The organism is Cupriavidus sp. D39, assembly GCF_026627925.1.
GTDB lineage: Bacteria > Pseudomonadota > Gammaproteobacteria > Burkholderiales > Burkholderiaceae > Cupriavidus > Cupriavidus ulmosensis.
On the sequence record NZ_JAPNLE010000006.1, the window covers coordinates 373,451 to 392,829 of the forward strand.

Annotated in this window: 19 protein-coding genes and 1 pseudogene; 9 read left to right on the plus strand and 11 right to left on the minus strand. The window is 63.8% G+C overall.

The window, feature by feature from the left end; genetic code table 11:
- Window positions 1-8: 8 nt before the first annotated feature.
- The 11 genes from OMK73_RS05955 to OMK73_RS06005 all read right to left on the minus strand — a co-directional run bounded on the left by OMK73_RS05955 (window position 9) and on the right by OMK73_RS06005 (window position 9,795).
- Complete coding sequence (locus tag OMK73_RS05955; RefSeq protein ID WP_267601171.1) at window positions 9-644, minus strand: hypothetical protein; 636 nt, start codon at window positions 642-644, stop codon at window positions 9-11.
- Window positions 645-658: 14 nt separating this feature from the next.
- Window positions 659-1,507, minus strand: coding sequence for a hypothetical protein (locus tag OMK73_RS05960; protein WP_267601172.1), 849 nt, complete (start codon window positions 1,505-1,507; stop codon window positions 659-661).
- Between the two features lie 5 nt (window positions 1,508-1,512).
- Window positions 1,513-2,001 carry a hypothetical protein gene (locus OMK73_RS05965; protein ID WP_267601173.1) on the minus strand — a complete coding sequence of 163 codons (489 nt, stop codon included), beginning with the start codon at window positions 1,999-2,001 and terminating at the stop codon, window positions 1,513-1,515.
- On the minus strand, window positions 1,998-3,659 hold the full coding sequence (locus tag OMK73_RS05970; protein WP_267601174.1) for a protein PilN: 1,662 nt from the start codon (window positions 3,657-3,659) through the stop codon (window positions 1,998-2,000). The genes OMK73_RS05965 and OMK73_RS05970 overlap by 4 nt, the downstream gene beginning before the upstream one ends.
- A 140-nt stretch (window positions 3,660-3,799) precedes the next feature.
- On the minus strand, window positions 3,800-4,405 hold the full coding sequence (locus OMK73_RS05975; protein WP_267601175.1) for a toxin co-regulated pilus biosynthesis Q family protein: 606 nt from the start codon (window positions 4,403-4,405) through the stop codon (window positions 3,800-3,802).
- Between the two features lie 16 nt (window positions 4,406-4,421).
- A complete protein-coding gene (locus OMK73_RS05980; protein ID WP_267601176.1) occupies window positions 4,422-4,856 on the minus strand; it encodes a lytic transglycosylase domain-containing protein in 435 nt (144 codons plus the stop codon).
- Window positions 4,857-4,876: 20 nt separating this feature from the next.
- Window positions 4,877-6,139 carry a TrbG/VirB9 family P-type conjugative transfer protein gene (locus tag OMK73_RS05985; RefSeq protein ID WP_267601177.1) on the minus strand — a complete coding sequence of 421 codons (1,263 nt, stop codon included), beginning with the start codon at window positions 6,137-6,139 and terminating at the stop codon, window positions 4,877-4,879.
- Window positions 6,136-6,942 carry a transglycosylase SLT domain-containing protein gene (locus tag OMK73_RS05990; protein WP_420715467.1) on the minus strand — a complete coding sequence of 269 codons (807 nt, stop codon included), beginning with the start codon at window positions 6,940-6,942 and terminating at the stop codon, window positions 6,136-6,138. Before OMK73_RS05990 ends, OMK73_RS05985 begins: the two co-directional genes overlap by 4 nt.
- Window positions 6,935-8,179, minus strand: coding sequence for a TrbI/VirB10 family protein (locus tag OMK73_RS05995; RefSeq protein ID WP_267601178.1), 1,245 nt, complete (start codon window positions 8,177-8,179; stop codon window positions 6,935-6,937). The genes OMK73_RS05990 and OMK73_RS05995 overlap by 8 nt, the downstream gene beginning before the upstream one ends.
- A gap of 14 nt (window positions 8,180-8,193) precedes the next feature.
- Window positions 8,194-9,084: a TrbG/VirB9 family P-type conjugative transfer protein gene (locus tag OMK73_RS06000; protein ID WP_267601179.1), complete on the minus strand. Its 891-nt coding sequence runs from the start codon at window positions 9,082-9,084 to the stop codon at window positions 8,194-8,196.
- Between the two features lie 3 nt (window positions 9,085-9,087).
- The gene (locus tag OMK73_RS06005; protein WP_267601180.1) at window positions 9,088-9,795 is read right to left on the minus strand and encodes a type IV secretion system protein; all 708 of its coding nucleotides are present in this window, start codon (window positions 9,793-9,795) and stop codon (window positions 9,088-9,090) included.
- Between the two features lie 382 nt (window positions 9,796-10,177).
- On the opposite strand from OMK73_RS06005, the gene OMK73_RS06010 reads away from it, so the two are divergent.
- The 9 genes and pseudogenes from OMK73_RS06010 to traD all read left to right on the plus strand — a co-directional run bounded on the left by OMK73_RS06010 (window position 10,178) and on the right by traD (window position 19,375).
- On the plus strand, window positions 10,178-11,227 hold the full coding sequence (locus tag OMK73_RS06010; RefSeq protein WP_267601181.1) for a CpaF family protein: 1,050 nt from the start codon (window positions 10,178-10,180) through the stop codon (window positions 11,225-11,227).
- Window positions 11,228-11,245: 18 nt separating this feature from the next.
- Window positions 11,246-11,596 carry a TrbC/VirB2 family protein gene (locus OMK73_RS06015; RefSeq protein ID WP_267601182.1) on the plus strand — a complete coding sequence of 117 codons (351 nt, stop codon included), beginning with the start codon at window positions 11,246-11,248 and terminating at the stop codon, window positions 11,594-11,596.
- A gap of 2 nt (window positions 11,597-11,598) precedes the next feature.
- Complete coding sequence (locus OMK73_RS06020) at window positions 11,599-11,928, plus strand: conjugal transfer protein (RefSeq protein WP_267601183.1); 330 nt, start codon at window positions 11,599-11,601, stop codon at window positions 11,926-11,928.
- Window positions 11,922-14,369: a VirB4 family type IV secretion system protein gene (locus tag OMK73_RS06025; protein ID WP_267601184.1), complete on the plus strand. Its 2,448-nt coding sequence runs from the start codon at window positions 11,922-11,924 to the stop codon at window positions 14,367-14,369. Before OMK73_RS06020 ends, OMK73_RS06025 begins: the two co-directional genes overlap by 7 nt.
- A 31-nt stretch (window positions 14,370-14,400) precedes the next feature.
- Entirely contained in the window at window positions 14,401-15,165 is a 765-nt protein-coding gene (locus OMK73_RS06030) for a conjugal transfer protein TrbJ (RefSeq protein ID WP_267601185.1), read from the plus strand.
- 7 nt (window positions 15,166-15,172) lie between these two features.
- Window positions 15,173-16,231: a type IV secretion system protein gene (locus OMK73_RS06035; protein WP_267601186.1), complete on the plus strand. Its 1,059-nt coding sequence runs from the start codon at window positions 15,173-15,175 to the stop codon at window positions 16,229-16,231.
- A 1-nt stretch (window position 16,232) separates the two neighbouring features.
- Window positions 16,233-16,688 (plus strand): hypothetical protein, encoded by a 456-nt coding sequence (locus tag OMK73_RS38140; RefSeq protein ID WP_324291667.1) that lies wholly within the window; start codon window positions 16,233-16,235, stop codon window positions 16,686-16,688.
- Window positions 16,604-17,515, plus strand: a complete 912-nt coding sequence (locus OMK73_RS06040; protein ID WP_324291668.1) for a hypothetical protein — start codon at window positions 16,604-16,606, stop codon at window positions 17,513-17,515. The genes OMK73_RS38140 and OMK73_RS06040 overlap by 85 nt, the downstream gene beginning before the upstream one ends.
- Before the next feature lie 4 nt (window positions 17,516-17,519).
- Window positions 17,520-19,375: pseudogene (gene traD / locus OMK73_RS06045) on the plus strand (conjugative transfer system coupling protein TraD).
- Window positions 19,376-19,379 lie beyond the last annotated feature (4 nt).

The following is a 19,379-nucleotide window of genomic DNA, read 5'->3' on the forward strand; positions in this document are numbered from 1 at the left end:
GGCCGCCCTCACCGTTGTGCCACGGACGCAGGCGCTGCCATCGGCCGCGTCGGGACCGGAGGCTGGAACGCTGGCTGGGGCATGGGCATCTGAGGCGCCGTCGGGAAGCCGGGCGCCATCGCTGGCACCTGTGCTGGCAGCGGCGCGGCTGGCCTAGCTGCTGCTTCGGGTCCACCTACACGCCCAGCGTCCAGCAGGACAGCCGCGTCCTCCTGCACCAACGGGGCGAACACTTTGGTCTTGCCCCGGGTAAATGTCGTGCCGGCTCCCGAGATGTCAGCGACCGTGAAGCCGCGCCACTTCGCACCAACCCGGGCGGGATAGACCTGATCGCCCCACCTCACGTAGCTGCGCAGGCTCATAGCGCCGCCGGCAGCGCGGCCGTCGACGCCATAGAGGGCAATCGTCTGGGGCGAGCGCTCGCGTGCCTTGACCGTCGTGGCGCCGGCCGGTGCGGCGGTCAAGGCCGGAGCCGGGGCGGACTTGGCAAGATCCTGCTCCAGTTTCTGCAGCGCAACCTTGCCGTCGGCCTCGATCAGCCTCTGCGTGATCGATTTGTCGTCATCGGCGAGCACCGCGCCGCAGACAAGGAGTGCGACCACCGCCACACTCGCGCGGCGGATTGTCATCGGGTAAGCACGCATTTCAGTCTTCCTTCTCAGTTGCGGGCAAAGGCATCGCCCTTGACCGTCAACATGAATTTCGATTGCTTGAGGTCGGGAACGGCGTTCAGGTTCACGGCGAGTTCGATGGTCTTCACCACGACCTGCGGACCGAATCCCTTGAACTCGCTCAGGTTGCGCAGCGGTCCGGTGATTTCCCAGGCGCCGGAGACAACCGGATGCGTCAGGGAGGCGGCCCCTTCTGGCGGGACGGCGCCAAAGATCGCGACGTCCTTGAGCTCGGCCTTCGCCGCGACCGGCCAAAGGGTCTGCAGCTGGGAGCCGAAGTGAACACGCAAGTCCATCGCCGTCGGCAGCTTTTCCAGCACTGTGGCGAGAGGCGTCCGGGCTCCCATCGGCACTTGGGCGGGCACCGCGGCTTTGGTGTCGCCGGCCAGGAAGGTCGGCGCACCGAAGTGGTCCGGCAGCGCGGCCAGGAACGTCTGGTTGGTCAGCCCCTTGGCGCCCTGCTGGATCTCATAGGTCAACAGGCATGTCGTCTCCGGCGTGGCAACGTCATTACAGGCGATGGTCGCGAGCGCCCAGCCCCCGATCTGCAACGGCACCGCATCGGTAAACCAGCGATACCACGCCGCCATCGCGGTGGCCACCGGCGCGACCGGCATTGCCGCTCGCTGGGCCAGGTCCTCGGCATAGCGCTCCGCGGGCGTCTTCTGCGGAGGCGGCGGGTGTAGACGGCGCTGATAGGCGTCGTACTCCGCCTTGCCGTACTTCCAGCCGACAGCGCCCACCAGCGCAAGGGTCGCGAGCACAAGCAAACGCTTGCGCTGGGAGGATGCACCGGGCTTCTTCAGCAGTGCGCCCGGCCCGGCTTGCGCGGCCAACGCTTCTAGCGCAAAGGAAGGTGCGTGATCCGGCGGTCGGTCGGCAACAAGGCCATCAGCTCCGGCGCGTTGCCCACCAGCTTGAAGTCCCCGTCGCACTTCGTCGGGAAATCGGCCGCAAGCTGGGCGAGCGTCTTCTCGTCGTGCACGACCTGATCGAAGCCCACGCGGGGGCGGCCTTTGACGATGCCGCAGACCAGATAGATGGGTGGCTGGCCAGGCGCGTCCAGGCGAAACACAAAGAACGCATTGGGCACGACGTCAGGGATGCGGGCCAGAGTGGCTGCCCCTGAGTACAGCTTGTCCTTGATCTTGGCCTGGCCGTCCGCCGCGTCCAGATAGCCCATGTGCAGCGACTGATCCTCGTGCCAGATACGCGCAGCTTTAACCTCCCGCGCAATATTGGCCGCCAGCGTCGCGGGCGCACCGCTGCCGGTCAGCGTGCGCCACTGCATGCCGAATACCAGCTTTTTGCCGTGGATGTCGAGGATCATTGCGCCGCGGCCTCGCCCTGATCTTCGATCATCACCGTGGCCAGGACCAACGTGAAGGTGCGGGACTTCGTGGCCGTCAGGGAACCGCCGGCGATCGTCGGGAGCAAATCCCCGAGCGTGCGGTGCGTCATCTGCGTATCGGTCTGGTCGAACGCCGTCACGATCACCGTCTGGCCGTTGCGCACGATCAGGTCCTGCGCCGGGATGCCCTTGGCGATCGTCTTCGGCACCTGGACCGACTGCTGATTCGCGCCGCTACCTGAGGTGAACGTCTGGATAGGACCATCAAGCGCCGACTGGTCGAATGCCAGCGTCAGGTTGACGTCATCGCGCGACGTGGCATCCGGGAATACCGTGAGCTTGAACCCGACTGTGCCCGTGGACGTGGTGATACCTGGGGTGCCGCCGGTGCCGCCGACCGTAGACGCCGCCGGTGTGGTGGCTGACACATAGGCAAACTCGCGGCGGTTGTTGTACTGTGCAGCGTGGCGGTTACGCATCGCCAGCGGCACTGCAACGGACGTCGTGACCGTGCCGTACTGCTTCAGCGCCGACACGATCGCCTGTGTGCCATTCCATCCGCCCGAGGTGATCCCCAGACCGAAGGTGCCGGCGCTGGGCGAGACCAAGGACCCCGGCGAGAGCGCGGTGAACGTGAACCCCGGTACGCGCTCGAGCGCCTTGGTGAGGACCGCATTCCAGTCCATCCCGGCCTCGCCGTTGTCGGTGACCGTGAAGTCAACCGTCTGGAACTTGAAGTAGACCATCCGGGAGTAGATCGCAATCTGGCGGCGCACGATCTCATCGGCTGCCTCGACGGCTTCCTTGGTATCACGCAGCGTCAGAATGCCGGTGGCGGCGTTAATCTCGGCGCTTCCCACCATCGACATAGCGGGCTCGATGCTCTTCTTGATGCCGTCAATGTCGTTGATGTCCTTGCTCTCCGACTTCACCACACCATCGATCTTGGCGGTCTGACCGGCGCTACCACCCGAACTGCCGCCAGAACCCCGCGCGCTTTCCTTGAATTCTGTGGTGAATGAACTGGTGCCCGCCTTCATGGGCAACTGCCACGTCTTCGTGGTCAGGCGATAGAAGCGAATCACGCCCTTCGACGCGTTGTACTCCCAGTTGATCCCCAGGCGCGTCGCAATCAGGTCGAGCATGTTGGCGAGCGGCATTTTCTCGCTGTTCTTGAATTCCACGCTCAAGGCGCTTTCCACCAGCGGGGTCGCCTGCGCCATGCTGCCCGCACCGCCAACGAGACCGATCGGAAGCGGTGCGCCGAGTGCCGGGGCCTGGCCCAGCGCCGGCATGCCTTGCGGCACCGCACCCGCACCCTGCTGATTACGTGACTGCAGCCCGGCCTGCGCCGCCATGCTGCGCGGGAGCAACATGTTGGCTGGTAGATAGACATCCGATTCGACCTTCACCGGGATCCCGGTCGCCATGGTGATGCGTTGCCCGGCTACCGCCAGCGGCATGATGCGCTCGGGAAAAACCACGTAAGTGTCGGCGTTATTGCGCAGTGCCAACGGCAGGGTAACGTTTCGCGCGGTTGGAACGGCTCTGCCGACGAGGAAGGGCTTGGAGACTTCTTGCTCTGCCTCGACAGCCGCTCGGTCGCGCCGCATCCGGGCATAGAGCGCTCCGGTCATCGCATCACCTTGGGCGCGACTATCGTCGGCAGCTTGTCTCGTGTCTTCAAGAAGACGGGGCGAGACGCAGCCGGCCAGCGTTGAGCATACGAGCAAGGCGCCAGCGGCGGGTCGAAGGAATCGGTTCATTTGCATAAGAGTCACTGGGTCAGGTCGCACTTGGTGGTCAGCTTCACCACGCGCACCATGTTGTTCGAGTAGAAGCACGGCTTGATGATGTAGTCGGTCATCTCGGTCGAAGACAGGACCCGCCGTACTGCCGCTTTGAAATCGCCCGCGATCGAATCATTGCCAACGATTGGCACGTCCTTCTCCAACTCCCAAGGCGCGACCGTCCATCCTGCCCGCGGCGCCCATGCCTCGATCAACTGGCGAAAGGTCCCGTCAGCCGGTGACACCGTCCAGGCTGCGGGCGCAGCAGGCGCGCTCACGACGAGCGGTGCGATGCCTGCCGGCGCTGCCGCGAGTTGCGATGCGGCCGGCGCCGGAGGCACGGAGGCGGGCGCTATGTCGCTAGTCGCCGACCTTGCCGGCTCCACCGCTGCGAGAGACCTGCCCTTCTTGCTTGCGGGGAGACGCTGCCAGCCATCGCCCTTGAGCGGCGCCGCCGGCTCGAAGTTGCCGGTTGACTCGATACCGAAGGGCGACGCGGTCGGTACCGCAGCGTGGGCCGCAACACACGCGCATAGCGCGCTCATGGCAAGGACAGCCCGGCTCAACCGGCGCATCTGATGAATGTGAAGCATGACTTGTTACCTTCGGTTATCTAATTGCTTGGTTGGCCGGAACGCCGCGCTGCAGCGTGCTGTAGATGCGGTTGATGTACCTGAGGCGCTTATCCGGCGAGGCCGCGTTGTACGCGCCCACCGCATCCCAGGTTGGCCCGTAACGCTCCATGTTCTCGCGCAGAATCCACGCACCGATGTAGGCACTGACGCAAGGATTGAACAGCGACTGCCGCGTAATTCCGTACTTGGCAAGCCTGGGCAGGTGCACCGTGTTGATCTGCATCAGGCCAATGTCTTCACTGCCATTCGTGTTGCGATTGATCGCATACGCGCGCATTCCCGACTCGTGTTGCGCAATGCCGCGCAGCAACACTGGGCTCACTTGATGGAAGACGGCGGCATCGTCCAGGCAGTCCGCCATGACGGAACCCGTCGCCCCCAGGGCAAGCCCGATAGCTAGAAGCGGCATGTACCGCCGTGGCCGGAAACTCATAGCGCCGCCGCCCGTTCATAGAACCGAACCTCCGGCTGCCTGTTCACCGTGACCGCCTTACCGTCCGCCATCACCGTCAGGCGAGCGCTAATCCCGTTGTATTTGTAATACCGGTCCTTGTGCTCCCCATTGGAGCGGTTGCTCTCGTCGAAGACGGAGACCTGAACCAACGACTGGCGGAAGCTCAGATAGGTTGCGCCATCCTTCTCGAAGACGCGCTCCAGCCCAGCCGCGTTGTCTTGGGGGAAGAGATAGGCGATCCCCGGCACCCGGGCGACCTCAACCGACTTGCCGCCGCCGCTGACCGTGAAGCGATCCGCGGTGCGGAAAGACAGCACCCTTTCGTCCTCGTTCCAGGTCGTATCCAGTTCCTCGCCGCCATCACGGCGCACCACCAGACCGGTCGGCTTCTTCTCGAAGCGGATCTCGATTCGGCCGGCCTTGGTGTCACGGATGGCTTGCGCGTCGAACGCATCGCCCAGGGCAGAGCCATCTCCTTCGGCTGTGCCGCCAGCCGCCTCTGCCACCAAGGTCGCGATCGTCGAAGCTGCCATCATCTGTGGGGCAGCATTGACCGGCGCCAACCCGGCAGGAGACGCCGCACCCGTACCGGCGACGGCCAGAGACTTTGGCGCCGTCGCCCGTAGCGCAATGTTCCGACGCTCGAAATCCAGTTCTGCGTACAGGTCACGCTGCGCCAGCAGGCGCTCAAGCGATTGCACCCAGTTCTCGCCAGCGCGCGTGGCGAAGCGGATCTCCTGGCTCAGGGCGATATCCTTCTGCGCCGATCCGGTCCAGCCTGCCGGGGCGAGGGTCTTGATCAACGGCGCAAGCGGCATCGTCGTGTCGCTCTGGCGCACCAGCGCGAGTCCACTGTGATTGCCAATCAGCGCAATGCGCCCGCTAAAGCCGCTGAAGCCGCGCGGCAATTCGCCGGCAGGATTCGCGGGCTCGCCCGTGAACCCGTTGGCTCGCGTCCAGCGCGCAACCACCTCGCTTCCGTTCGTTGTGTAGCGCACGACATCAGGCACGCCATCCAGCACGATATACGGACCAGATTGCTGCCCACCTACCGCAACAATCTGCTGTCCAGCGCGAGGCTGGATGTAGGTGCTACTGCCGTCGTTGAAAATCATCGCCGGCCGGTCGCTTGCCTTGGCCACGACCTGGTAGTCGAAGTCGAACGGATCGGTCGGCGCGGCGGATACCGGTCCGCTGATCAAGAGGGCGACGGCGGCGTAAAGAAGATGCTTGCTCATTGGGCCCTGCTGTCCATTTGCTTAAAGTGGTTCATGAATCGAGCCAGATACGGCCCGCCGCGGCTCGGGTCGGCGCTGTGGTACCACGCCACCGCCTTCATCGCTGAGCCGCTGCGTTGCAGGTTCTCCGATAGGATGGCTTCGGCCACGCGGATGTTGGTCGCCGGAGCCAGCGCGTCCCACGACGAGGCGAACCGCTGGCCGTGGTAACACCAGTTGATCTGCATGATCCCAACGTCGAAATTGCAGCGCTTCTCAGAAACCAGTTGATTGATCGCGGCATGCGCATCTTCCCGAGTGGCGAAGTACATGCCGCGACCGGCCACGTTGAGGGTCCACGGCCAGGGTCGGCCCCGATACGCCGATTCACTCATGGCGATGCTGGCCAGGATCCGCGGATCGACGCGCGCGCTCATCTGCGCAAAGGCTTCCGCCTTCGGTGCACACGCCCAGCCGCCACGGCGCTCGACCAGCGCCACCTGGGCGCCCTCGTCCAACGTCTCAGGGCGCAGCCAGCCGTCGCGTGCAAGCAGCGCCGTGAGCGGCATGGTCCGCCCGTGCGACTCGACCGCCGGCGCCTGGTCGGGTTCCATGCGCAGCGTCGCCCCAATCAACCGCGCCGACCAGCCCACGAACGGATCCAGCCCGCAATAGAGCACAGGCTTTCCCGGCAGCGAGACGATGCGCGCCCCGCCACTGTCGCGCACGATCAGCGTGGTCGGGCTCACCATTGCCTCGACGGTCTGCGCGCCGGCGCCCGTCGCGGCCAGCACCAACAGGAACGCGGCAGCACCCTTAATCACGGTAGGGCTCCAGGACGATGTCGTGCTTGACCTGCACCATCATCTTCTGGCCCGGCTTCGTAGTAATCGTCGGGCGGATGTTCTGGTTGCGGTTCAGGATCGTCTGCGCCGTCTGCGCGGCGACCTGGCCCGCGGTATTGCCGTAGGTCGTGATACCTCCCGGAGTGGCCGTCGTTGCGGTTGCAGTATTGTTAAAGCGCTGCTCCAGCACGCCGATGATCAGGGCCCCCGAGAAGATCTTGAAAAAGTGATTGTTGACGTCGCCACTGATGCCCGCATAGCCGTTTGGATCGGCCCCGCCCATGCCAAGCAGCGGTACCCACTTGCCGTTAGGCAGTTGCATCCGGGTGAATGCCGCCAGAATGCGCTCCTGCCCGATGCCGATGTCGCTGCTGTATGTACCAACCAGCGTCGAGCCTGCCGGAATGGCTTTGCAAGTGCCGTTGACCGTGTCGTAGACGTCGTTCGTGACGGTGGCGCGAAATTCGCCGGGCTTGTCCGAGTTGAGGCCGCCGACGAACGTAGCGGGAATCACGAACCCCTGGCTCACCGTGCACGGCGCGAGCTTGCCGGCGAACCCGGTGCGGGTGAAGGTCGTGGCCGCGGCCCCGCGCAGGAACTGCTTGTCGCTCGACACGGGCGCGGTGTCGCCGCCGCCCGGTCCAACCCCGCCCATGCCACCCAAGCCGCCGACGCCGTCCATGCCTCCCGCGGCGACCTGCTGCTGGCTTCGCATCTGGGCCGGGTCGACAACGCCGGCAAGATCAGGCTGGCGCTTGCCTGCGTCCCGGCGCATGCGGCCGCCGTCCTGCTTGAAGATCGGCGAGGACATGACAGTATCCGTGTCATTCGCCTTGGCCAGCTCACCGGTGGCCGGAGTCGCGGGCGGCTGCACGAAATCCTTTGCCGTCATGACTGGGGCCTTGCTTGCCGGCTCGGCCTTGGTGGCCGACGCCGCCTGCAGTGCCGCCTGCCTGCGCGCTTCCTCCTGCTGCTGGCGGATGAGTTGGTCCAGTCCGCCGCTGTCGGGGCTGCTGGTGCGCTCCTGCAGCTTCTTGGCCTTTTTCGCTTCGGCCTCCTTAGCCTGGTCCGACTCCATGCCGCTCTGGTAGAAATAGCCGAGCGTACCCACCGCCACCGCCGCCACCACGCCGAGGGTGGTGACGATGTTGCGCGGCACCTTGCCGCTGGTCAGGCGCGTCTTCGCGTCGGAAACGTCAGTCACGGGCTGCTTCACGGTGCGCGCCTCGCTCAGAACAGGCCAAGGATGCGGCGCTTGCCGCGCTGCACCGTCACTTCGGTATCGCCCGAGCGCAGCGCAACCTCGTCGGCCAGACGCTGCAGCACAAGGAAGTCGCCGCGCCGGATAAAGTTCGCCACCACGTAGTCGCTACCGTCCTTGACCAGCGCCACCGGCCAATCGGCGGCCTTGGGCATGCGCATCCAGATTGCCTTGCCGTCGTCAAACACCGTTTCGGGCTTGAAACTCGCGCTACCCGACACGCCATAGTCGAAGTTCAGCTTGTCGGGGGACACCGCAACCGCATCGGGCAGCGCCGCACCGCCATCACGCTCTTCCGGCGCCCCCGACTGCTCGGCGCGCGCCTTTGACTTCGCGCCGAATGGGGCCTGAACGCGGAAGCGCACCTTCTGGTAGAAGATCCCGCCCAGCGGCGAGGACACCAGCGTGAACTCGTAGCTGCGCTTGTTGGTATTGACCGACAGCGTGTTGACCAGACCGGGCCCGTTCGGCTTCACATACAGGTGATTCGCGCCGTCCGTGTCGAAGCTCCAGCGGATGTTCTCGCCCCAGGCCGGATCGCCCACGATCTGCTCGTCGGGGCCGAACTCGATCGTCGTCGTCTTCAACGGGGCGGTGAGCACGCGGAAGATCTGATCCGCGCTGTAGGGGAACACCACCAGGCGCGAGTCCCCGGGCAAGGCTACCGGCTCCACCCCGCCATTAAACGGATTCATCGGGTTCATGGCGTCGGCCATGTCGCCAATGCCCAGCGCGGGCAGCGGCGGCGGCGCCCTTCGCGAGGGCTTGTCGGCCGAGAAGCCGGGGCCTGCCGACAGCATCAGGCAGATGGCCGCTGTCAGGCCAACGACGGAGAAACGGGAACGCAGGTAGTGGGACATGGCTCAGGCGGCGGATTTTTGGATGCTGAAGAACACGGGATAGATGCCAAATGGATTGGCTGAGAGGGCCGCGTCGCTCGTCGGGGGATCAATCTGGTAGCGGAAGGTCATCGCATAACGCTGCTTGCGCGGCTTCGTGCCCTCGTCGCGGGTGGACGTGACAAACTCCACCGCGACGGTGTTGTCCGGCAGCAAGGCAATGTTGGTGACCTGTACCTCGCGCACCAGCGAGGGGCTTTGCGCGATGGCGCGAAACGGTGCGTCTTCCGCCAGCCAGTCCTCGAACTGCTTGCGCGCGGCGCCCACCATTTGCTTCTTCACGGCGTTGATATTTTGGAAGATGCGCGAGTCCTCAATCTCGGCCGTCAGCACCGGCTCAATCGTGAACATGCGCGTGACCACGTCGCGGAATGCGACCTGGATTTCCAGCGCCTTGGGCTGGTAGGCGTCCAGCTCCCGCGCCACCGCTTTGCCGTTGGCATCGCCGGACACGCCGACCACGCGCACGACCGGCTCGGGCGGTTGGCGCGTCATCACTGCCGCCACCGCCACCAGGGCGGCCGCCAGCGCGGCCAGCTTCCAGTGATTGCGCTCGACCACCACACGTGCGGTGCGGTCGAACAGGAACTGCGTAACGTCCTCCCCCGCGTACATGCCGGGGGCGGGGGAGAGGACCTTCTTGGATTCGTTGCGGCGGGAGAACAGTGGCATTAGGGCACCTGTTTGGATGCCGCTAATTTGACCAGCGAAACGCCCCCCACAGCGCGGCGAAAGCTATACGATTTTCGACAGCTTTCAATTTTTCTTACATCAGAGACCACTTTCTTAGCGGTCGCGTGGAGAACGCCGACGTACTGCACTACTGTGCGCTCACACTAGCGCTGCGGCCCCTGCCCCCGAGCACATGAGTCCGCCCTACTGGCGATAAGACGCTGCTTTCATACGCTTTACTGCAAGTAGGGGGGACTCATGTGCTCGCCCCCTCCCCCGCGCGAAGGCGTGTCGTAGGGATCGTCCCGTATCCGCGAAAAGCTCACGAAAATCGCATACCTTTCAGTCGCACACGAGCACGCCGAACGAGAACAATAGCGGCATGTCTGCACCAGCCGCTCACCCCACCCTGCAATTCGATCAGCTCGAAGCGAGCGCGGTCGCCATGTTCTTCCAGGCGCTTAGCCCCATCAAGGCTTTCGTCGAGGCATCGGACATTGCCGAAGTCATGATCAACCATCCCGAGAGCATCTGGATCGAACGACATGGGGAACTGCGTCAACTCGATATCCGGCTCGAACCGGCCATGGTCGAAGGCGCCGTGCGGGCGCTTGCGGCCTCGGTGCAGAAATCCGCAGTCCGCGGCACTGATCAGGGCATCATCAACGCAGGCTACAAGGGCATGCGGATTGCCGCGGTGATGCAGCCGACCGCTATTGACGGCAACGCGCTCAGCATCCGCCGTCACCGGGAAACCAACCTGTCTCTGGCCGACTATGTCCAGATGGGCGCGTTCTCGTCGCGTGTCGCGCGCGACACCACCGCCGAAAAGCCGATCTTCGACGGCCTGGTGGAAGACGAGGCGCTGAAGGCGGCGCTTACCCAACTGGTCGTGCAGCGCAAGAACATCCTGGTCGCAGGCGGCACGTCCTCGGGCAAGACCACGCTGCTCAATGCACTGGTCGCAGAGATTCCGCACAGCGAACGGGTGCTCTCCATCGAAGACACGATGGAACTCAAGTTGACGGTGCCCAACAAGGTGCGCCTGCTATCCAATGCCGACACCCGCGTGACCACGCAGCAACTGGTCGCACTGTCACTGCGCTTCCGACCCGACCGCATCCTCGTTGGCGAGGTGCGCGGCGGCGAAGCCTTCGACCTGCTCCAAGCGCTTAACACCGGCCACGACGGCGGCATGGCGTCGCTGCACGCCAACAACGCCCGATCCGCCCTGTCGCGGCTGGAGAGTCTGGCGATGCTCGGCATCCCAACCGGCTCCCGCTGGGAGTTGGACGACATGCGCAAGCTCATCGCCGAATGCTTCCACTACGTTCTGCATCTGCGCCGCACCGGCGAGATGCGGCATGTCTCGGAAATCCTGGAGATCCAGGGCTTCAAACATGGCGACTACGTCGTCAATCGCGTTTTCTGACTGGGAGTTCAACAAACCATGTTCCGTTCCAACCGACCAGCGGGGATGCAGCTCAACGCCGCCCGGACCCGTTCGCAGCAGACCGCCCTCGTGCTGGGCGCGACGCTGCTCCTGTGTGCCCAGAGTGCTTTCGCCGCCGACCTCGGTCTCTTCAGTGGCCTGACCAACATCATCTGCTCGATCCAGGCGCTGGTCAGCGGTCCCATCCTCTTTGTGATCGGCGTAGTGGTCATTATTCTGGGTGCGATCGGCATTGCCAACTCCGAGTCGACCATCGTCAAGGTCGTCATGACGGCCATCGTTGGCATCGGCCTGGCAGCCGCCGCGATTCCGATTGCCAAGAACCTCGGTCTCACCCAGTACTGCTGATCATGCGTCAGCACACCGTCAGCCGGTCATTGTCCTTACCACGCATGATGGGTGGCGCTGTCCGCGGTCTTGCGATTGCCAACGGGACCATCACGGCCCTGTTGTGCTACGCCACCTACTCGGGCGGCATCTGGACAGTGGCCGGCTTCTTCCTGGTTGGCCTCTGCGTCCACCTCTTCCTGCGCTGGCTCACCACAAGCGACCCGTGGTGGAACCTCGTGCTGAACGTCTACAACCATTACGGCGACGTGTACGAACCCACGCCGTGGCACGGCAAGCTCAGCCCGCGCTTCCGCCGCCCCTATGGCTTCGATAGCGACCTGCCATGCTGAAACGCCGCCCCATGCAAGAGATTGCACCATGGATGACACTCGTCACCCCTGACCTGGTGTTGAACAAGGACGGCTCGCTGCTGGCGACCTATGACTTCGACGGCATCGATGCGGACAGCCCCAACACGCAAGACGTGTCAGCCGCCCGCGACCAACTCGACCAGGCCTGCCGCAGCTTCGACAGCCGCGTGACGGCGTGGTGGCGGCTACGCCACCGGCGCACCCGCGGCTACATCGGCGGCACCTTCCCCGCCGCGTCCGACGCCCGGATCGACGCGCTCAACCGCGAGCATATGGCGAACGGCAGATACTTCCACAACACACACTCTCTGGCCCTCGCCTATACGCCGGAAAACGGCATCGACAAGGTGTTCGAGCGCATGGCGTACCACATGACGGTTGGCAGCAAGAACTTCGTCATGGCGGCTTTCGAAACCGCCAAGGACGTGTTGCTGGCTCGCAATGCCTTCGCCTTCGACCTGCAACGCACCGAGGCCGACGCCAAGCGCTTCGAATCGATGCTCGACGCCTTTGCGGGCGGCGTGACCAAGCTCGGCCTCACGCGCCTGTCCCTGCAGGACAGCCTCGCAGCCTTGCACCAAACCGCCAACCCGACCGTGCCACCGCGCCGCATTCGCTTCCCGGTGACCCTGCTGGACACCCATCTGACCGAGTCGGAAGTGACCAGCGGTTCCGACAAGCTGCTTTTTGAATCGGCACACGGCAAGCGCTACGCCGCTGTCGTGGCGGTCAAGGAATGGATGGGCTTTCAGGAAGCCGCGCTCGACGCCCTCACGCAACTCGACGTCGAACTGGATATTTGCATTCTCTATCGGTTCCTGGACACCCATAAGGCCACTAACTACATCGAGAAGATTCGTCGCTTCTACAAGATGGCGAGCTTCAACCTCTGGGCGATCGTCAAACAGGCGGCGGCCAAGGAAGAAGCGGAGAACGACGAGGGCCGCGAGCAACTGGCCGCCGAGGCGGGCGACGCGCTGCGGCGCCTGACCGCCGAAGGCCAGCAGCATGGCTTCGTCAATATCTCGGTCATCGTCTACGGTGACTCAGAGGCCGAGTGCGAGGATGCCGTCAGCGACGTCGTGGGTGCCATCACCAACGCCGGCTTCGGTCCGATCCGCGAGAAGGCCAACCTGCTACCGGCCTGGAACAGCACCCTGCCCGGCCGTTGGGATAAGCAGCGTCGGCTGCAATTCGTGGAAACGCCGACCGTGTCCGACATCGCCCCGCTGCGCTCGGTGCGGCCCGGTCCGACCCGCAACAACTGGCTCACCAACCTGTCGGGCGTGGAGACGCCACCTCTCACCTGCCTGCCAACCCGCCACCGCACCGCGCAACGGGTGGACATGCACCAACCCGGCGGCAACGGCCACTTGCTCGTACTCGGCCCTATCGGCGCCGGCAAGTCCGTGATGCTCAACTTCCTTGTCACGCAGGCGGGCCGCCAGGGTGCCCGACGCATCCGCTTCGACAAGGACCGCTCAACGCGCATTCCGACGCTACTGGCCGGTGGCAAATTCGTCGACGTGACCGGCCGCTTTCAGGCGGCCACACAGAGCAATCCTCTGTCGTTGCTGGGTAGTCCGGGCAACCATGCCTATGTCACCGACTGGCTGGTGCTCGCCATCGAGGACGACGAGTTCCGGGTCACGCCGCAGCAACGCACTGACCTGTATCAGGCTGTGCAGATCCTCTCGCGCTTCTCGCGTGAGCACTGGACGCTCTCGAATCTCTGCACGCAACTGCACGCTTCGCTGCGCGAGCGCCTGCAGATCTGGGTGAAGGGTGGGCAGTACGGTCACTTCTTCGACCACGTGGAGGACGCCTTCGAGGTGAGCGATGACCTCTCGATCGAGATGGGCGACCTGTTCGTGACCTTCCCACGCGCCGCGGCCCTCTTCATGGACTATGCGTTCTACCGCATCAGCCAGTCGATGGGCGGCACGCGCTACACCATCATCGAGGTAGAGGAAGCCGGCTTCTTCTTCACCAATCCACGCTTCTATGCGCGGCTGGAGACCTGGATCGTGACGATCCGCAAGCTCAACGGCGCGATCTGGATGGCGACGCAATCGTTGCAGCAGATCGCACGTGTCGCGGACTTCGAGATCCTCAAGGACAACATCGCCAACATCCTCTACCTGCCCAACAGCCAGGCCAGTACCAGCAAGGACCTGTATTGCGACGTGTTCGGCCTCACCAACGATCAGGTGAAGATGATTGCCGAGGCCGTGCCCAACCGGGACTACCTCTGGACCACCAAGGCACAGACCCGGATGCTGCAGACCGCGTTCAGCAAGGAAATGATCGCGATGCTGCGCTCCGACGGCTATGCCCAGGAAGTGCTGGACCGGCACTACGCGTCCGGGCACCCCGAATGGCAAGACCGCTACGTCCGAGAAGTCCTTGCCCGCGGCTAACGCGGATCCTGCTCAAACACTGGAGAACCCTATGAAAAAGATCGCTGCAAAACTGCTTGTCACCGCGGCCCTGAGCGCTTCGTCGCTGGCACACGCCAGCGGATGGCCGGTGTTTGACGCGGCCAACTTCATCAAGAACACGATGACGGCGGCGCAGGCGCTGAAGACCGAAGTGTACGAAAACACCAACATCACCTACCAGTACAAGATGATGCTCAACCAGCTGCAGCAGGCGGTTGGGCTCGACTCGACCTCCATGCTGGCCCAGGCGAGCTCGATCAAGGACGATATCAAGAGGCACGAGCAGTACGGCCAGACGCTGCAGGACCTCTACGGTGGCCTTGCCAACAACGCCGATTATCTCTCCCGCGTGCAGAGCATGGTCGTGCAGTCCGGCAAGACCCCGGACCAATGGTTCCAGGACCAACGCACGCTGCTCGACACAGGCGACAAGACGGCCAAGCGCCTGTTCAGCCTCGGCAATGACATCACGGCGAACAATCAAAAGCTGGCGCAACGCCGAAAGCAGCTTCAGTCAGACCTTGAGATGAATCAGACGACCGAAGCTACCGCCCAACTCACGAACCAGATGCTCGATGTATTGGCCAGTCAGAATGCAGACCTGCTGCAGCTGATGGGGGCAAGGACCCAATCCGACGCGATCAAAGACCAGAAGGCCAACTCGGACACGGCCGAGAAGACCACCGCAGCCGAGGCGCTTTCCCTTCAGCAGGCGGCTGAACTGCAGCAGCTCCGACAGACCGTCTTCAATCGCGGAACATCGTCCGGAAAGTAAGGCTGACATGAAACGAACCACGATCCTCCGCGCCGCCGTTGCCGCGCTACTGGCGCTACTGGCGTTGCTCTCCCTCGTCTCCTTGCCGGCAAGAGCGCAATCGGAGGTCTCGATTCCTCCCTTGGCGCAACCAGTACCGTCGCTGTCGTCAGCGCCGTCTGGGGGTTCGGCTGTCCCCATGCCCGCCGTTGGCTCAACCGGCGAGGCGTTGTCGGATACCGTCAAAGAGTTGATGGCACTGCGGGATGGCTTGCTCAGCGGCGGCATTGCGCTGAGCCGCACCACAGCGCCGGAGGCTGGCAAGTTCGCGTGGGCACTTGCGGTGATCACACTCACGATCGCCGCCATCCAATTCATGGCACATCGACACCCTGTCGGCGCCTGGGTGGAGTTCCTCGAAACACTAACGGTCCTCGGCATCTTCTCCGCGATCTATCTCAGCTTCGACTCCTTTGGCATAGGCATCTTCCAATGGTTCGATGAGATCGCGCGAGCCATGAGCGGCGGCAATTATGGCACTGGCTCAGTCCTCGCCTATACCGCCGGGAAATTTCTGGATTCGTTTATCGCTGCGATCAAGATCGCCTCCTGGTACAACAAGCTGGACGCAATTATTTCGGGCCTCGGCCTGCTGATTGCCTTTCTTCTTACTGCCATCGCGGCAATCGTCTACACCTACTACATCATGATTGGGCAACTGCAGGCCGCCGTCGGCCTGGCGGTAGGCTTAATCGCTGTGGCCTTGGGCTTTTCCGAATACACCCGGAAGTACTTTTGGGCGTGGTTCGATTTCATGGTCACGGCATCCATGTATATCGTGACGTCGGCAATCATCGCTAACCTGGTCGCGGCGGCCACCGGCGAGACCGTTCAGAAGGTCGCTACCGTAGGAACAAGCACCGCCGCCGCCGGCTGGAAGGCCGCATCCCTGTCCGTCCTGGTACTCCTCATCTCCTTCGAGATTCCGAAGCTGGCCGGCTCGCTGTTCGGCACGGGCGGTGGCATCTCCGGCGGTGCTGCTGCGGGCGCAGCCAAAGGTGCAATGAAGCTTGGAAAGCTCTTCTGACATGACACAACATCTGCCCATGGATGCCGACACGCAGCTGGCAACACAAGGTAAGCGTCTTGCCCTGATCCGCCAGTACGCCAACGAGGCCGACCCTGCCGCGTTCGACGGCAAATGGCTGGCCGTACTCCGCTCTTGCGCTACTTGGTTCTCGTCCATGCCGCTGCAACCGGAACAACATGCCGAGCCCGGCGGCGCGTTCCGTGCCACGGTCGAAGTGGTCTACTTCGCCATGCGGCTGTCGGGGGACAGAAGTTCGCGGCCGACCAGCCCTCTGAGCGCCGCCGCCGCCTCGAACCCCAGTACCTGCACGCACTCTTTCTGGCCGCGTGCTGTTCCTGGCTCGATGAACCCTGCCGGCACTTCCACTTCGTGCGCGAGGATACCGGCGAGCAGTGGGTGCCCGCCGCGCACGGCGCGTTTCATCCGTGGCTTGCGGGCAACCCCTACCGCGTGATACGTCTGGCGGCGCCGCTGCCGGTGGAACGCATGCGCAGCGCCCTGTTGGCACGCTCGATCCTTGGCGCCGACGCGCTGTCGTGGCTAGATGGCCCCGTGCTGACGGAGCTGTTCGGCGCGATCAACCCAGCCCCGATGCCGACCGGGTTCGAGGCACAGTTGCACAAGATTGTGCGCCAGGCAGTCGCAGCCACCCGTGACTACGAGCAGAAGGCACGCCGGGCAGTCTTCGCCCCGGACACCACCGTGCCGCCGTCGGCCGAACAGCTTGCCGCCGCGCCTACCCCCGGAGCGTCTGCTGCTAACCCCAAAGTCGGCCCTGCTGCCAAGGCTGCGGAACCGGTCGCGCCGCCGCCCAGCGCGGCAGCGGGCGCCGCCTCCCTGTTCGAGCCATCCGCCACCGCGCCTGTCGCGGCCACGACGGCCACCGGCCAGCCGGCAGCGGCAGAGCCCGTAGCAACGACCATCGCGCCTGCCACGCCACCGAGCGCTCCGGTAGCCGGCGCCATCGATGCCGCCGCCATCGGCCGGGCACGCCGCGACACGCCGGACCCATTCACCTTGCTGCTGGGAGGATCGCGAATGATGAGCGAGTTCTTCCGGGCGCTCGCCCAGGACGTCACCGCCGGCAAGGTCAAGGTTGCGTGGGCCGAGAAGGGTCTGGTCCTTCCCAAGAAGGTGCTTGGCAACTACGGCATCGCCAGCGAAACGCTGATCGAAAAGCTGCGCAAGGAGAGCTTGCTGTACGCCTTGCAGGGCACCGACCTCGTTCTCACGGAGCGAATCGGCACGCTGATCCTGCCGCGCCCCAACCACCCTACCTGATCCCATGGTTCGCTACATCAATCACTTCCGCCCCATGTTCGAGGCCCGCGCCGCGGTCGGCTGGGCGCTGGGCCTGGTGCTGATCTCCGCATCGGGGATGCCGCACGCGGGCCACTTCGCCGTCCTCTGCGCCGTCATGCTATTGCTGCGCGGCACGCAGGTATGGCGGGCGCTGGCCTTCCGCATGGCCATCTCGACCAAGTGGCTCGCCAAGATCCGCATCGACCAGCTGCTCGATGAGAGCGTGAAACTGCGCGAGCGCGACGATGCCATGTATCTGGGTACCGGCTTCGAATGGACGCAGAAGCACTGTCAGATCGCGCACGACATCCTGCGCATGCCGACTTCGGAAATCCCGGGCCTGCCACGTTGGCTGCCCACGGACATTACCCGCGCCATCGAGGCCAGGTTTGCCCCCGCCAACAGCATCCCGGACCGGACCCCGCAAGGCCAGTCGTGGATTCACGGCATGGAACCCAAGAAGGTTCGCGTGCCTCTGCATTACAAGGCGCTCGGCGGTCATACGGCGGTGGGGGGCACCACGGGCGCAGGCAAGACGCGAACGTATGAGATCATTTCGACACAAGTGATCCATAATGCCGAAGATGTTTTAATTATTATTGACCCCAAAAATGATCGTGACCTCAAAGATCGCATAAAAAGAGAATGCGAGCGCACCGGGCGCAAGTTCCTGTACTGGAAACAGGCCGCGCCGTCGGAGTCGATCCGCCTGAACCCGCTGGAAAACTGGTCGCAGCCCTCCGAAATCCCCAGCCGCATCGCGCAACTGATGGAGGAAGGCCCGTTCCGCGACTTCGCGTTCCTCTTCATCGACCGCGCGGTCAAGGGGAATTGTACGTCGGCGACAAGCCCAACCTGCGCTCCATCCTCAATTACGCGCAGTCCGGCATCAACAGCCTGCTGGAGCGCTGCCTCAAGCGCTTCTTCCCCGAGTCCGGCATGGCCGACTGGGAGGACGAGGTCAACGGCTTCATGCAGAAGCTTGGCCAGAAGAGCGGCGCCACCCTGCTCGACGGCATGGTGCAACTCTACCTCCAGCGCTTTGCCAACGTCGGGCGCGGCCATGAGTCACTCGACGGCCTGGTCTCGACCTTTACGCATGACCGCGAGCACTACATGCGCATCATTGCGTCCGCCTTGCCCCTGCTGCAGATGCTCGCCACCGGCGAGACCGGCCTGATGCTGGCGCCCAAGGCCGATGACTTCGATGACGACCGGGAGATCTGGGACATCGACAAGATCATCAAGCAGAAGGCTGTGCTGTGCGTCGGGCTCGATTCCATGTCCAACAGCATCGTCGCCAAGGCCATTGCCTCGATGATTCTGTCCGACATCGCATCGGTGGCCGGCACGATCTACAACTTCTACGACAAGCCGCCTAGCGTTGTGCTCATCATCGACGAGGTGGCCGAGGCGATCAACGAGCAGGTGATCCAGATCCTCAACAAGGGCCGCGGTGCGGGCTTCAAGGCCTTCGTCGCCTTCCAGAGCCGCTCGGATTTGGAGGCGAAACTCGGTAACGCAGCAAAAATGCTGCAAGTCTTGGCGAACTTAAACAACCAAATCATCTTACGATTGGAAGACACCGACACGGCGCAGTGGTTCTCGGACAAGGTGGGCGAAACCGGCATCACCAACATCGTCCAGTCCAGCAGCACCAGCACTGGCAGTGAAGCCCACTTGGGCGAATTCAGCGGCTCGGTGTCCCGTTCCCGGCAGCTGGAAAAGGTGCCCTTGATTCCAATCCAGCTAATTACCCGATTGCCTAACCTCCAGTATTTCCTGCGGGTCTCCGGTGGCGCCGTCTACCTGGGCCGCATCCCCATCATCGAAGGATAAGTTC